The 14,470-nt window shown below is 60.1% G+C and carries 15 protein-coding genes; 9 read left to right on the top strand and 6 right to left on the bottom strand.

Features of this window, described 5'->3' with window-relative positions:
* From AB4Y99_RS20020 to AB4Y99_RS20005, 4 genes are all read right to left on the bottom strand, one after another.
* Window positions 1-1,115, bottom strand: a 1,115-nt coding sequence (locus AB4Y99_RS20020) for a type IV secretion system DNA-binding domain-containing protein (RefSeq protein WP_441524550.1), incomplete at its 3' end; no start/stop codon positions are given.
* Window positions 1,116-1,131: 16 nt separating this feature from the next.
* Window positions 1,132-1,503 carry a hypothetical protein gene (locus AB4Y99_RS20015; RefSeq protein WP_441524549.1) on the bottom strand — a complete coding sequence of 124 codons (372 nt, stop codon included), beginning with the start codon at window positions 1,501-1,503 and terminating at the stop codon, window positions 1,132-1,134.
* On the bottom strand, window positions 1,493-2,338 hold the full coding sequence (locus AB4Y99_RS20010; RefSeq protein WP_441524548.1) for an AAA family ATPase: 846 nt from the start codon (window positions 2,336-2,338) through the stop codon (window positions 1,493-1,495). Before AB4Y99_RS20010 ends, AB4Y99_RS20015 begins: the two co-directional genes overlap by 11 nt.
* A 119-nt stretch (window positions 2,339-2,457) precedes the next feature.
* Complete coding sequence (locus AB4Y99_RS20005; RefSeq protein WP_441524547.1) at window positions 2,458-2,685, bottom strand: helix-turn-helix domain-containing protein; 228 nt, start codon at window positions 2,683-2,685, stop codon at window positions 2,458-2,460.
* Window positions 2,686-2,773: 88 nt separating this feature from the next.
* Between AB4Y99_RS20005 and AB4Y99_RS20000 the strand changes: the two genes are divergently transcribed.
* Together AB4Y99_RS20000 and AB4Y99_RS19995 are read left to right on the top strand one after the other, a co-directional pair.
* Entirely contained in the window at window positions 2,774-3,259 is a 486-nt protein-coding gene (locus AB4Y99_RS20000; protein ID WP_441524546.1) for a hypothetical protein, read from the top strand.
* A gap of 81 nt (window positions 3,260-3,340) precedes the next feature.
* Window positions 3,341-3,823, top strand: coding sequence for a hypothetical protein (locus AB4Y99_RS19995; protein ID WP_441524545.1), 483 nt, complete (start codon window positions 3,341-3,343; stop codon window positions 3,821-3,823).
* Window positions 3,824-3,829: 6 nt separating this feature from the next.
* On the opposite strand, the gene AB4Y99_RS19990 is transcribed toward AB4Y99_RS19995, so the two are convergent.
* Both AB4Y99_RS19990 and AB4Y99_RS19985 read right to left on the bottom strand, forming a co-directional pair.
* On the bottom strand, window positions 3,830-5,071 hold the full coding sequence (locus AB4Y99_RS19990; protein WP_441524544.1) for a hypothetical protein: 1,242 nt from the start codon (window positions 5,069-5,071) through the stop codon (window positions 3,830-3,832).
* Between the two features lie 285 nt (window positions 5,072-5,356).
* Window positions 5,357-5,677, bottom strand: coding sequence for a hypothetical protein (locus AB4Y99_RS19985; protein WP_441524543.1), 321 nt, complete (start codon window positions 5,675-5,677; stop codon window positions 5,357-5,359).
* Window positions 5,678-6,385: 708 nt separating this feature from the next.
* On the opposite strand from AB4Y99_RS19985, the gene AB4Y99_RS19980 reads away from it, so the two are divergent.
* The 7 genes from AB4Y99_RS19980 to AB4Y99_RS19950 all read left to right on the top strand — a co-directional run.
* A complete protein-coding gene (locus AB4Y99_RS19980; protein ID WP_441524542.1) occupies window positions 6,386-6,598 on the top strand; it encodes a hypothetical protein in 213 nt (70 codons plus the stop codon).
* Window positions 6,599-6,991: 393 nt separating this feature from the next.
* Window positions 6,992-7,519 (top strand): BrxE family protein, encoded by a 528-nt coding sequence (locus AB4Y99_RS19975; RefSeq protein ID WP_441524541.1) that lies wholly within the window; start codon window positions 6,992-6,994, stop codon window positions 7,517-7,519.
* Window positions 7,516-8,304 (top strand): BrxA family protein, encoded by a 789-nt coding sequence (locus AB4Y99_RS19970; protein ID WP_441524540.1) that lies wholly within the window; start codon window positions 7,516-7,518, stop codon window positions 8,302-8,304. Before AB4Y99_RS19975 ends, AB4Y99_RS19970 begins: the two co-directional genes overlap by 4 nt.
* Window positions 8,285-8,860, top strand: a complete 576-nt coding sequence (locus tag AB4Y99_RS19965; RefSeq protein WP_441524539.1) for a BREX protein BrxB domain-containing protein — start codon at window positions 8,285-8,287, stop codon at window positions 8,858-8,860. The genes AB4Y99_RS19970 and AB4Y99_RS19965 overlap by 20 nt, the downstream gene beginning before the upstream one ends.
* 26 nt (window positions 8,861-8,886) lie before the next feature.
* Window positions 8,887-10,935: a BREX system P-loop protein BrxC gene (brxC, locus tag AB4Y99_RS19960; protein ID WP_441524538.1), complete on the top strand. Its 2,049-nt coding sequence runs from the start codon at window positions 8,887-8,889 to the stop codon at window positions 10,933-10,935.
* Window positions 10,878-12,419, top strand: a complete 1,542-nt coding sequence (locus tag AB4Y99_RS19955; protein WP_441524537.1) for a hypothetical protein — start codon at window positions 10,878-10,880, stop codon at window positions 12,417-12,419. The genes brxC and AB4Y99_RS19955 overlap by 58 nt, the downstream gene beginning before the upstream one ends.
* A 4-nt stretch (window positions 12,420-12,423) precedes the next feature.
* Window positions 12,424-14,470: Eco57I restriction-modification methylase domain-containing protein (locus tag AB4Y99_RS19950; protein WP_441524536.1), on the top strand; the 2,047-nt coding region annotated here is incomplete at its 3' end.

Genomic DNA, 14,470 nt, shown 5'->3' with positions numbered 1-14,470 from the left:
CTGTCATTCCGGACCCAGTCGCGGATGCTGAACCGACGATCAACCGGCACGTCCTGCCACGCTTCGGCGAGCGGAACAAGCTGCGTGAGCGCAGCGACCCACAATGTCGTCAGGATCGAGAGGACGGTCCTGCTCTCTTCGTCGTCACTGTTGAAGGTGATCAGCACGGCGGAAGGCGCCTTGATCGACACAAGCGCGGCCTTGATCTCCGCTGGGGTCGATAGCGCAATCCGGGCCAACTCAGGCCAGCCCCACGGCTGTTTGGGCTGCTTTTGCAGATAGACGATCAAGTCGGCGAGGATGGCGCGGGCGGCGTCCGTCCACATCGGATCGCGCTCGGCGGCGGCGATGATCTTGCTCGCAAATTCGACCGCATGCAGCCGTGTCCGAATATCGGCGGCAACATTCCAAGCCCAGCTTCGCGCATCTGCGGCGGAGACTAGGACGAAGTCGTCGTCAGGCAGCCCTTCGACCATGTCGCCCTTCACGTCGAGGATAAAGGTCTTGCCTCGGCGCCCGAGCAATTGCTCGATCAGGCCGCGCAGCCAGGCGGTCTTGCCGGAGCCATGTCCGCCGAGCAGCAGGATGTTACGGGTCTCCTGCTTGCGGGTGAGCCTGACATGCGGAAACAGCCACAGGCCGACTGCTTCACCGCCATGAGACGCGATGAACTGCCGAATCTCCCGGCGCGCTTGCTCGCCGTAGGTGATGGACCTGCCGCTTGTCGTCTGCGCGGTTTCAGCAAGGGGAGTGTGGATCAGCGCGTCGATGAACGCGAAGATGCCGGCGAACAAGACAGCGCCAGCGACGAAGGTCGTCGCCAAGCGCGCGTCGCGTGTGCTTCCCATGAGGTGGACCAAGTCCGCAAGCGGAGCAAGATGGCAATCGATGCCGATCAGCTTCTCCGCCAAGCCGCTGCAGCGGCTCCCGGCGAGGGCCTGCCAAAGCACCTCGCCGAAAAGGCTGAAGTCAATCGGAATGGGCCCGTAGATGGCGGCGCCCATCGGAGGGAACAGCCAGAAGATCACGATGCAGGCGAAAGCCAACGTGATGGCGAAGGCAACAAGGCTGGCGAGAATGGCGGGTCTGCCGGCTGTGAAGGCGTAATCGAACATAATGAAGTCTCGTCGATCAGAGGGAGAAGAGGCGCAGGAGCGGCACCAGGCAGACGAAGGCGATACCTCCGCCCGCTCCGTATGCGATCGCCCGCGAGAAGAACCCGAGTTCTGAGCGCTGCTCGGCAGTCCAGCCCTGRGAGCGCCTGCCATGGGTCGGCGCCGGGCTGTTGCTGTTCGCGGAGCCGGCCGGAGCCGTGTGCCGCGCGAACGACGTGCAGAACAGTTCCATCCCCGAGCGTCCCAAGGTCTCCAGGCACCGGGGTTCAAAGTTGGAAGGGTCGGACTGCAGCGTCGCCATCAGGCGGCGAACCTGCGCGCGGCGCTCGTTGTCAGCGATCTTGGCCGCTTCACGGGCAGCCCGGTCGAATTCCGGCTTACGCGTCATCGCCAGCCTCCCGGTCGAAGCGGATCAGCTTGTCGAATTCGTCGCAGACGACGCTCGTCCAGGCCGCGATATCACCGCGGGCGATCTTGGCTTCCGGTTTGGGCAGCCCGGTCAGCGCCATGATGTCGGAGACCGCCATCGAGACGACATCGACCGGGCGGACACCGGCGGCCTCGAACACTCGCCACGATGCGCCTTCGACCAGCGGCATACGCAGTACCGTCGCGCCTGCCATCAGCGGCACGATCTCATCGCGATACGCAGCGGCAGCATCGGAAGCCGGGTGCAGCTTCTGGATCAGACCATCGCGCTCATTCTCGATAAGTGCGATACGGGCGGTCGGCAGCTTGTCGAGGAAGGCATGTGCTGCGCGGGCGCCGAGCCGCAGCGATTCGGCCGTGGCGCCGACGGGCGTGATGATGAGCGGGGTCGTGCCCATCTCGCGCAGCTCTTCGTCGAGATCGACCATGCCGGCCCAGAGCGCGCCTCGGCTAGCCATGTTGGCACCGAACTCGATAATGGTCAGACCGCCGACCGTGCTGGTCTGTTCGATCGTCTCGTAGAGCGGCGTGAAGGCGCGCAGTTCGGCCGACGGATCGCGCCGTGCCAGGCGTGGATCGATCCTGATCGTCACGACGTCCGGCCCCAGGAGCAACGGCAGACGGCCCTGGTCGTCGACCTGGACGATGCCGATCGGCACGCTGGACAGCTGCGCGCGATCGGCGAGCGCCAGCGCGGTCAGGCTCTTGCCTTCTCCACCCTTGTCCTGCGCGATGATGGCCACGGCCGGCAGAGGCGCTGGCGGGGGCCTGTTCGGCCTCGGATTTCTGGTCATTCGGTCTCATCTCCTTTGCAACAACGTGCGTCGGAGATGAGAAGCGAGAGGGAACGAGCAGTCTGGGAAATRAATAGGCTAATTGCGGAAACGGCCGCCGCGCAGAGACGGATCGTCGTTCAGATGCGTTTGAGCAGCTCCCAGGCCGGAACGTTCAAGCCGATTGCGATGCGTTCCAGGTTGTCGACGGAGACGTTGCGCTCACCCCGCTCGACGCCGCCGAAATAGGTGCGGTCCATATCGATCGCGAGCGCAAAATCCTGCTGGCTCACGCCGCGCTCATGGCGCACGCGCCGGATATTGGTCGCAACGATCGTACGAAGCTCGCCGGGATGGGTACGTTTCACGCGCCCAAATCAGCCGATAGATGCTTTTATAGCGACGGGTTTTAAGCATCATTAATCTGATGACTTTAAGTACCATGGGAATGTTCTCATGGCGGAGTCGACCAAGTTGCGGAATATGGGACGGCTGCTTGCGCTAGGCTTGGCTGGCATCACGGTTGAAGCCGCRCAGGCGAGCGATCGGGAGGGGCTGCATGCCCAGGCACCGGCCGCGGTCGATCTGTCGACGATGGGCGGCTCTGCCTATGAGCACAATCGCAGCCGGGTCACCATCATCCCCGAAAGCGGGCTGATCGCCTATTTCGAGCCGAAGGCTGCGTTGCGTGATGTCGCGCGCGCAGGGACCGTCATATTCCGGGGCAAACCATTCCGCCACAGTGGCAGGATCGAAGGCACTGCCTATGCGTTCAAGCGCGGCCGCCCGCCGGCCCCCTATGCGGTGAGCGGCGGCTATTCGGCGGATAACACCGCCATCGTGCTGCGCGGTGCCGCGCCAATCCGCCAGGGCTGCGAGGTCACCGGCTATTCGGCCCGAAGCCCGCATGCCGTTCTGAGGTTCAAAAGCCTCATGAGCTAGCCGCTTCCCATCGCGTCGTCCGCGCTTCGTGCCGCAACTGCCGATTTCTCGGCTACTCACCGTAAACTGAAAGCCTGCCTCATGCGTCTCATGGAATTCGAAGGTGAAGCTGTCGCGTTCGGGATCAGCAAGATCAGCGCCTTCGACGATGGGTCTTGTACCGAATATTCCAGCGTCGAGTTCAACGAAGAGAGCGGCCGGAGAATTCTGATCGAGAACGTCAACTTCATGAATGAGGTTGGACGCCTGTTCGAACTGAACGAGCCTTGCCGCATCCATCTCATGACTGGAAAGAAGAACGTCAAAATCGCCTTCGGCATCAAGAGAGCCGACGGGCAGGCCGCCTATCAGAGCCTCCAGAAGGTCGAGATCCATACGGGGCTGATGCTGATCGGGCTGGGGATTCCGCTGACGCTGTTTCTCATCGGCATCCCCGCGATCCTCTACGGCCTGTATTTCCTCTTTCGTGCTCCCTTCAACGAAGAGGCGCGTCGCCGCGCCTTTTATGGTCAGGATCCCATCATCGCGCGCCAGCTAGCCGCGCGCGAGATCGTGCGCGTCTAGCCCGGCTCAGTGCCGCGTCCGGGCTGCCGCCAACCGCTCGCGCCATGCCCCGAACGGCATGACGTCGAGCGCATAATCGGCAAGAAGCTCGTGGACTTCGGCGAACACGCTGGGCGGACGCCTGCCGTTTTCCGGAACCACCAGCCGGTCGAGCAGGAAGATCTCGCGGGCGTCGAAGGTCAGGTCCTTGCCCTGTGCCCAGCGTCCGAGCTTGCGTGCCATTGCGAATTCCGGCGATGCCAGTACATGCGACATGCACAGCAGATTGACATCGACGTCGGCCAGGAAGGCGATTTCGGCCAATTCCTTCGCCGAGAAGCTGTTTTGCGTGAGGATGCTGTGCTCGCGCTTCGTCATGATCTCGACCTTGGTCGGATCGTATGCCTTCCTGCGCCGACCATCGGTCCGTGCGAGATGCTTCCGCTGCCGCTTGGAAAACTTATGCTTCAATTCTGTGGCGCGCGTGGCCTCACGGTAACCGCGCATCATCAGTTCGACACGTCGGGTAATCTTCGATGCGGCGGCCGTGAGTTCCAGCGCGCCCTGGCTGAAGATGTCGGCGATGATCGCGCGCTGGACCTCCTCGGGCCTGCTCGCTCCGACCGTTCTCGCGACGGCGATCTTGCGGCCTTCATCGTGAAGAGCCTTGAATACATCGCACCAGGCGTCTGAGTCGGCTGGTCCGTTGCCCTTCCGGTTGGCTTTGACCTTCCGCCCCTTCGTCGGAAAATCGTTGACCCAAACCATGTTGGCGAGCGTACTGATTTCCGGGATGTCGGTCGGATCGACGGAACGTCCTTCCCGCCTTGCACGAAGAGCTTCGATCGCGCGCAATTCGATGTCGCATCGGAACACTTCGACCGCCAGCGCTTCGCGAAGAGCAATCTCGATCACGTCCTTTGTCCGCCCGCCCCTGGACGCCTGAGGTCGGATGTCAATCGGCACAGGCACCTTGAAAACCGGGATGCCCGCACGAAATTGCACGCGCTCCTTCGGATCAAGAGCGCATGCCGAACGCTGGATCTCCTCTTCCGTGCCGAGCAGGACATTGGGGCGGGCGAACAACGGCAAGCGCTGCAGCGTTTCAGCGTCGATGCGCGAGGCCCAGCCGTCGAGATGGTCGAGGTGGACCACAAAGAATGGCGCCACCAGGTCGATCAGCAACGCATCGGTCGGGCGGGGGCTCTGATCGATGGTCGCCCTGGTTCTTTCCAACAGGACCTTGTTTCGGTGGAGGCTCTTGGCCAAGCTATTGATTGCATTTGAAAGAGACATGGGAACGCCTTCTGTGCGTTGGTCCGGGCTCGACCATCGTCGGTCGGGTGGGGACATTGTGAGAGTGTGGGGGAGGGTGGCCGCGCCAGCCCTTCGGAGAATGACGCGGGCCAGGGCGCCAGCTGTGACCTACGGCGAGCTGCTGGTTGCGAATGGCTGATCGGCCGAGCATCGGCATGACGGAGTATGCCGGGGAGAGAACAGCCGCAGCAGGGCTACGGCTATTGGACGAATGGCAAGCCCGAACGGAGCTGGCGCTCAGCCTTCTTCGACCTCGAAATAGGCCTCGACGTCGCCATCGTGTTCTTCAAGCAGCTCCTGAGCCTCTTCCGGAGAGATCAGCCGCAGCCCTTCGCCCTCGACGGTGCTGGAGCCGCAATTCGACGGCCGGCACCAGCGGGTCGACGCTCCGCCCTTGCCGGCGAGGAACCACTGTCCCTTCTTGGTGCGGTACAAGCACGTCAGCTCGCTCGTGAAGTCACCGTATCCGAGCTTATGGCGGACGGTCGTCAGAACGTATTCGGCGGTGTTCGTGTTGAATACTTTGCCTTCGATGACACGACGGATGTCAAGACCCATGGTCTTTCTCCTTGCCCTGTAGGTCGATCTTCCAAGCCGCAACATGCAATTTGGATTCGACCGGTACGATCAAGGCTCGGGTCGATTCATGAAAACCACAACAGGGCGCCAGATCCTATTGGTGGATACGCAAGCGTTTGAACGGGGCACGCTCGTGCCATAGTTAATAACTGCTTTAAGCCAAGCTGCGGTTTGCTGCTCTATCGGCCACGTCGTTCGCCGATCGCCTCACTCGTCCCGCCGAAGGCGGGCAGTGCGACGCATGGAGGCAAGAAGAGACTTGCCGTCGAGTTGTGCCCTGGGCTCCTTCCTTGCCGCTGCAGGAACAGCCTGTTGTTCGGGAAGCGCGTTGGGGATAGCCGTTGCCGTGCTCTTCCCCGGTGCTTGCTCTCGCGCCACGCGCGCAATCTTGGGGTTTTCGCCCAGCAGGGGGGATCGAGGCGTCCTCGCTACACGCTTCGGAGGAATCTGGTTGCCCGCCGGTGTCGTCTCTGAAGGCTCGGTCGCTGGAACCGGCTGTGCCGGCGATAGCGGCGTCGAATCCGCCTCGCCGCTCGGGCTCTTCTGTCGCTGCCGCCAAACCACGCTGCTCAAGTGCCCCGACGAGAAGGGCCGGCCGTTTTCACGACCAGCACCGGCCTTCTGCAGAAGGCGCCCTATCTGGGGCCACGTCATGCCGCGCTGTTGGCACAGGTCGAACCAGACCAAGTGATCGATTACGACACGATCAAGCGGGATTTGACCGGCCGGCCCATGCAGAGCAGCTGCGATCGCTTGCGCTCCGGCCGCAATCCGTTTGTCGATACCGTCCACACCCATGTCGGCTTCTCATCTGGTATCTTCAGCTGCGCAGCAGCAGCCGACGCAGCCTCTTCAAATCGCTTTATATCACGCCAAATCGCGTCGATCATAGAGAAGTGATTTGTAACAAATTGAAGAGGTTTGAATAACCCTGAAGTAGCCACACCTGTGCACCCGGCCGGTGCCGGCGACCATTCGGTTTCCGACGTCGCCTTATCTCCGCGAATCCGAGCCTATCGAGAGGTGGCTTCCGGTGCGCCAGGCAATGCCGCAGCGTCTCTAAGTGCGTCAAGTCGTTGCACCAGCGGTGACGCCGCCTCGCCACAAATCAGGGGAGATTCCAACTCAGACAGTTAGAATCGTATCCGCGGGCCCAGCATGCCGCTCTTGTACGATTCGGCACGAAACTCGTATTGCGTGGTGGCGGGCGGCTCGTCGGCGGCCGTGTCCGTTCATTGCGCGGACGGTTGAAAATTGTGATTGCAGTGGCCCGGTTGGGAATCGAGAGGGGAAATGATGAACGGCAAATTTTACGAACAGAGTGAACTTGCCGTCATGGGGATCGCCGCATTGAGACTGGCTGTCGGATTGCTCGGCGAGCGGGACGGCGCGGGATGGTGGACGTCAGCATTCCTTTCGCCAACGAGCACTTCATTTCTTGCTCCTGTCTTTGGGGCCAATACCTTCCAAGCTCGCTACCAGGGTGTTCTTGAAGCCGCCAAACGAGTCCATGACGAACGGATCGGCGTCGGTCAAGTATTCCACCTCTTCCGCCTCCCAGAGAGCATGGAGCAGCGTCTATTCGAATATATTCAATCGGGTGGCTCCGATCTGGCTAACACGATTTCATCGCCTGAATCCGCAAGAGCGACGATAAAAACCTCCCTAATCAAAGCAGTCGCCGCGAAATCCGGCCCCGCGCTTATAGCTTTGCCCGAGACAACCGAAGCCGCCGGGTGGATGTCTGAGGCGGCCTCCTTGTATTCCGCAGCCTTCGACGCTGGCGTCCAATGCTTTCCATACTTTCCAAGCGACCGATGACGGATACGCCAAAGTACACGACGCAGCTCCAGGCTGGACTCGGGCTCGTGCCCGAGACCTTGAAGCTGCTTGCTGCCTGGGAACCCGGAATGAGTGGGCAGGACCTGTTCAAGGTCGCTCTTGCTTCTGGCGATTTCCCGGCGGTCACCGCGAGGCGCCTGCAAAACGTTGTGACTGAAGCATTTCGCTCCCGATATCTCACCGACGGCGGGGCGCCAGCCAAGCTCCTAAAGGCGATTTCAAAAGCCCTTTCCCGGGACGAATTCCGGTCGCTCTGTTTTTTGTTCACTTGCCGTGCGAACCCGATCCTCGCCGAATTTGTGCGACAGGTTTACTGGCCACGTTATGCAACTGGCGTATCCTCGGTGTCGAAAAAGGAATCCTTGCAGTTCGTCGCCTCGGCCGTAGCCGATGGACGGACTACCCGCCCCTGGTCAGAGACGACGGTCACCCGCGTCGCGAGCTACCTCCTTGGCGCTTGCGTGGATTTCGGTCTCCTTGGGGTCATGAAAACCGGCGTCAGACCGATCTTGACCTTCCGCATCACGCCAAATGTGGCGTCGATTCTCGCTCACGACCTGCATTTCCGCGGGCTGGGCGCCAACGCGCTCTTGAAAAGCCCTGACTGGCGGCTCTTTGGGCTTGAGGCAGACGACGTTCTTGGCGAGCTGAAACGGCTTTCTCTGCGGGGGGAACTGATCTTGCAGTCGGCCGGAAGCCTCGTACAGGTCTCGTGGAAGCTAAAGTCGATGGAGGAGCTTGTCGATGGCATCACTAAAGGCTGATTTCGACGAGTTGATCCGCCGGATCGAAAGCGGGCGCGAGTTCGCGCACGCCAGTTTTGAGCCAATTTTCTACTTGGTCTTTCCGCCCAGCGAATTGCTTGAGGCGAAACGTCTTATGCCAGCGTGGAAGGCAAAATTGACGAATGCGGGCTGGCAGGTCGAGACTTTCTCGATTGCTGAGGAAATCGCAGACATCCTTCAGAAAGCTCCCCTCCGCAAAGTTTGGATGGAGGCCGACCGGAAAGCTCCGCTCGCGTGGGATCGAACAAATGCCTCACTGGCAAATGCGCTGACAGCTCAAGGACGGCTTCAAGCCCGGCTGGATGAGCGGCTTTCCGCTCTTGAAGGCAGATCCTCAACGATCATGCTGGTGACTGACCTTGAGGCGCTGCATCCGTACATGCGCATCGGCGCTATCGAGGCGCAGCTTCAAGGTAAATTCCATGTCCCCACGGTCTTCTTTTACCCAGGCGCCCGAACAGGAAAAACACGGCTAAAGTTCCTCGGCTTTTATCCCGAAGACGGCAATTACCGCTCCGTGCACGTCGGCGGCTGATCACTTTAGAATTGTCAGAAGGCATCATGACCCAAATTCGCAATCTCTTCGACACCGGCAAAGACATCCAGCGGACGATCGAGAAAGTCATCACCTATCAGGCCTCGCAAGAGCAGCGGCTGAAGGCAGAAATTTCTGAATATATCGCGACAGAAAACATCGAACAGCAGCTGGAGCAGCTACTGGAGAAGATGYAGGCCGCGATGGAGGCCGGCTCCAGCCACGAAATCGGCGTTTGGGTTTCGGGGTTTTATGGCTCGGGCAAGAGCTCCTTTACCAAATACCTGGGCCTCGCCTTCGACCAACGTGCCACCATCGACGGAAAGCCATTCCTCCGTCATCTGCAGGATCGGCTTCATCGGCCAACTACCAAGGCCTTGCTCTCGAAACTTGCTGCCAGCTTTCCGGCTGCCGTCGTCATGCTCGACTTGGCGAGCGAACAGATCGCTGGCGCCTCCCTCGCTGAGGTCTCGACTGTCCTTTACCACAAGGTCCTGCAATACGCTGGCTATTCCCGGAACGTCAAAGTCGCGGCGCTAGAGCGGCGGCTTCGCAAGGAAGGCCGCTACCCTGAGTTCGAGGAGGCGTTTCAGGACGACACAGGCGAAAAGTGGGCCGACTATCGGAATGACGATCTTGTCGTCGATAGCATCGTTCCAAGGCTTGCCCACAAAATCTACCCGAACTTGTTCCGGACCGATCAGGCCTTTTCGACCGCCAGCAACGACATCGTTTACCTAATGAACGACCGTGTGCAGGAAATGATCGACGTCGTGCGCGAAGCCTCTGGCAAGGAGCACATTATCTTCATCGTCGACGAAATCGGCCAGTATGTCGGCAGCCAGCAGACTAAGATTCTTGACCTCCAGGGCTTGGCGCAAAATCTGAAAGACCTCGGGCACGGCAAGGTCTGGATCATCGGGACTGCCCAGCAGACATTAACCGAGGACGATCCAAGGGCGGCCATCAACTCGCCTGAACTATACAAATTGAAAGACCGTTTCCCCATCACAGTCGCGCTCGAATCCAGCGACATCAAGGAAATCTGTTTCCGTCGCCTATTGGGCAAATCTGCAGTCGGAGCCGCGGAGCTGGGCGCGCTGTTCGACCGACACGGGCAAGCCTTGCGCCAGCACACCAAGTTGGCGGATGCGAAATCCTACGACGCCGGTTTCGACCGCGAGACGTTCGTCAATCTCTATCCCTTCTTGCCCGCCCATTTCGACATTCTGCTTCACCTGTTGGGGGCCCTGGCCAAATCAACGGGCGGCATCGGCCTGCGCTCGGCGATCAAGGTCATCCAGGACATTCTCGTCGAAGGCGCCGGTTCGCTGAAGCCAGTTGCGGATCGCGAAGTCGGGTGGCTCGCCACCACGGTGACGCTCTACGACGCTCTGGACAAAGACATCCGCCGCGCCTTCCCATCGATCTTCCATGCCGTCGAGAAGGCGGTTCTCTACCGGTTCAACGACGATGAGCTTTGCCAAGGCGTCGCGAAAACCGTGGCAATCCTGCAAATCCTAGGAAACTTGCCGGTCTCCGTCGAAAATGTCGCGGCTCTCATGCAACCGGGGATCGCATCGGCCTCCATTGCCGACAAAGTCAAGGAAGCCGTCGACCGGTTGCTCAAGGATCCAATCGTTCCCCTGGGTGAGAAAGACGGCTGGCTCCGATTTTTCAGCGAAAAGCTCAACGATGTGGAGCAAGAGCGCTCCCAACTCGCGCCTCGCACGCCGGACATCCGGCGAGTCTTCAATGAAGCCTTGAAGGCCGTCTTTGATCCGCTGCCCAGCGTTCGGCTGCATGGTTCGTTGACGGTGACGGCGGGGCTGAAGCACCTGAGCGCCGGCCAACAGGTCTCGATCGCGGGTGAGCGCGAAACCGTCCAATCAATTCTGACCTTTTCTGATCCTCCGAAGCCGATGATCTGGTGGCGGAAATTTGTCGCTGCGAGCGGATCGTCGAATTGCACAGAAATGATCCCGATCAGGAAGTCAAGGAATATTGCCAAAGCCAGATGGACCGCGCCTCGCGTCTTACTTCTGAGCTCATTAAAAAAATTGCGCGCAGTCTGACCCAGGGCTCCTTTGTATTCCGGGGCAAGGTGACAGCGGTAGACAGCCTCGATCAATCGCTAGCGAATGCTTGCAAGAAGCATCTTGCCGAAGCCGCCGAGCGGGTGTTCGACCGCTACCCCGAGGCAGCCGAGCGCGTTGCGACCGATCTCGCTGAGAAATTCCTGCGGGCGCCGAACCTGCGCGCTGTGCCCTCTGCCCTTGACCCGCTTGGTCTCGTACAGGTCAATGGCGGCGCGCCAAGCATCAAGACCGAGCATAAAGGCCTTGTAAGCATCAAGGATTTTATCGAGCGCAATGGCACCGTCGAGGGCAAGAAGCTGCTAGATGTGTTTTCCGGAGCGCCTTTCGGCTGGTCGCAAGACACGATCCGCTACATGGTCGCCGCTTTGCTCGTCGCCGGCGAAGTAAAGCTGAAAGTATCTGGTCGCGAGGTCACGGTAACGGGCCAGCAGGCCATCGACGCACTAAAAAACAACAATAGCTTCAAATCGGCTGGCGTCGCCATGCGCGATGACCGGCCTACAATGGAGGTGTTGGGCCGCGCGGCTGAACGTTTGACCGATCTGTCTGGCGACCAGGTCGTGCCGCTGGAAGAGGATATCGGCAAGGCCGCGCAAAAGCTTTTGCCCTCGCTGCAGCATCAACTCGCGCCTCTGGCGGAAAGGCTGCAAACCCTGGGACTGCCCGGCGTTGAGACCGTTCGCTCAGCCAACCAGCAAATCGCCGATATGCTATTGTCCGATGCGTCCGACGCGCCGCAGCGTTTCGGGGCGGAACAATCGCCGCTCTATGACGCGCTTAAATGGGCCATTGCTGCCAAACGAGCTTTCGACCATGGCATTGCCGAAACTGTGCAGGCGTTGCGCAGTCTTCAGCGCAGCATCGATGAATTGCCCAACACAGGCGCGCCAAAAGATTTACGCGACGCTGCAGGCGAAGATTTGGGCGCTGTAGCCGATATCTTGGCTCAAGACGACTTCTTCAAGCGCAAAGCCGACCTCAATACGCGAAAAACGACGATAGAAGCGCGGGTCGTCGAAGCCGTCGCCGCGATGCGTGCATCGCAAGCCGAACGTCTTCTGGCGGCCGAAGCCGAGCTGGCGCTGATCCCCGAATGGTCGGAGCTCACGGCAGAAGAACGAGCAGGAACTCTCGGAAAGATCCAAGCTTTATCCTTTGAGGTCACGCTCGACATTTCCGGCGTCCAAAAATTGGTAGCGCGGCATTTCGACATCGAAGGCACCATCGCGGAAACCAAGGCCAAAGTGGTCCAAGAGGGCAAGGCGCGCCGCCAGCAGGTCGTTTATCCCAAACCCTCGAACGCCCCAGTAAAAGGCGTGCAGGAAAAACGAAAAAAAACGATCACGATCCCTGCGCGCATTGGTACGCCTGCTGAACTTGATGTGCTGATTCGCACCTTGTCAGACCTGCGAGGCGAATTGTCGGACATCGACCTCGATTTTGTCGTGCAGGAGAACTGAGTCCATGGCCTTCGACGACGCAACGCGGGGGCGGCTTCAAACCTTTGTGACCAAATCCCGCTTGGTCCTCACCGACGAGTTCACCAAGCAGTTTCAGCAGGATTTTGGACTGGATCCCAATTCCGGGACTGTGTCGCCCTTGGACAGCCTGTCCCATTTGGACGATCAGCGTCTGGCCACAGCGCGCCTGCTGCGCGAGATATTCGAGCACTACCTGCCCGCAGCTATGGGCAGCGGAGCGGAAACGCGCAAAACGACGCTGGACCGCATGGTGCGCGAACAGGCGTTCACGACGCTCAATCGTCTGGCGGCATTGCGCATGATGGAGGCGCGCGGACTGGTCAGGGAATGCGTCGGCAAGGGCTATCAGTCGCAGGCGTTTCAGCTTTATCAGCGCGTCGCCGGGACGGCGCTGGGCGAAACCGGCGACGCCTATCGCGTCTTTCTGTTGAGCCTATGCGATGTTTACTGCACCGATCTGCCGGTTCTGTTCAATCGCCATTTCCCCAACGGGCGGCTATTTCCGCGCGAACCGGCACTTCTACCACTGCTCGACCTGATCAACGCGCCGGACATCTCATCGCTTTGGGCCGAGGATGAGACAATCGGCTGGATCTACCAGTACTTCAACTCGAAGGAAGAGCGCAAAGCGATGCGCGAGGCCTCGCAGGCGCCGCGGAACAGCCGCGAGTTGGCTGTGCGCAACCAGTTCTTCACTCCGCGCTATGTGGTGGAGTTCCTCGTCGACAACACGCTCGGGCGGCTCTGGTTCAACTGGACGGGCGGGCAGACCTCGCTGCGCGACCGTTGCCAATACCTGTTGGTGAAACCCGACGAGCAGCCCGAACCCGCCAAGCGCCTGCGCGATCCGCGCACGATAAAGCTGCTTGATCCGGCCTGCGGCTCTATGCATTTCGGGCTCTATGCCTGCGACCTGTTGCAGGAAATCTACCGCGAGGCTTGGGATTGGGAGCAGGCCCATGGCCCCGATGCGTTGGATCGGGCAACCGGCGGCAGCCCCGGTCTGAAGATGCTGTCGGAAACCTACGCCGACCAGGATGCCTTCCTGCGCGACGTCCCGCGGCTGATAATCGAGCACAATATCTATGGCGTTGATATCGACCCGCGGGCGGCGCAGATCGCGTCGCTGGCGTTGTGGCTGCGGGCACAGAGGGCCTGGCATGAAGCTGGGGTGAAGGCCAAGGATCGGCCGCCGGTAGGCCAGGGCCATGTGGTGGCGGCGGTGGCGCCGCCGGCCGAGGTGGACCTGCGCAAACGGTTCATGGCGGAACTCGATCCCCTGGATGCCAAGCTGTTCGAACAGGCGCTATTCATGCTCAAGGGCCTGCCCGAGCTTGGCGTGTTGCTGCAGGTGGAAAAGGAGCTGCCTGCGCTGGTTCGCAAGGTCTTTGGCGAGCATGGGCCGATGTTTTCGAAGGAGGACATGGCGCAGTGGCAGAAGGCGGAGGCGCGGCTGCGCAAGGCGCTGACGGACTATGCCCGCGCTGCGCGCTCTACCTATCAGGGGCGGCTGTTTGCCGAGGATGCGCTGCAGGGATTGAAAGTGATCGATCTGTGCCGGGAGCAATTTGATGTGGTGGTCATGAATCCACCCTTCGGCGCACCCACAGAAGCGAAGTACGATGAAATCAGGGAGCGGTATTTCGGGTCTCACAACGATATCTATGCTGCATTCGTTGCACGTGCGAGTGAGTTGGCGCCCAGCGGCATGGTGGGCTGCATTTCATCCAGGTCGTTCATGCTATCTCCAAGACTTCAGCCATTCCGGGAAGAAATAGTTATAGCGCGCCTCGAAGTTCTGGCCGACCTTGGCTGGGGAGTGATGGACGATGCACTGGTTGAATCTGCTGCATATACGCTTTCAGCTGAAATAAAGGCAGATTTCGTGGCGCTTGATGTTAGAAAACGATCTGATAATCGAGAAGTTGCTCTTTCTTCGAGTGCGTCGTCTGGAATGTTGATGATTTGTGAGAAGTCCTGGTTCAAGTCTATCCCACAATCTAAACTACTCTATTCTGCCCCTCCTGAAG

Source organism: Allobosea sp. TAB14 (assembly GCF_052113865.1).
GTDB classification, from domain to species: Bacteria; Pseudomonadota; Alphaproteobacteria; order Rhizobiales; family Beijerinckiaceae; genus Allobosea; species Allobosea spartocytisi.
Note: the sequence above shows the minus strand (reverse complement) of the source record. Positions and strands in the feature narration are given on the sequence as shown.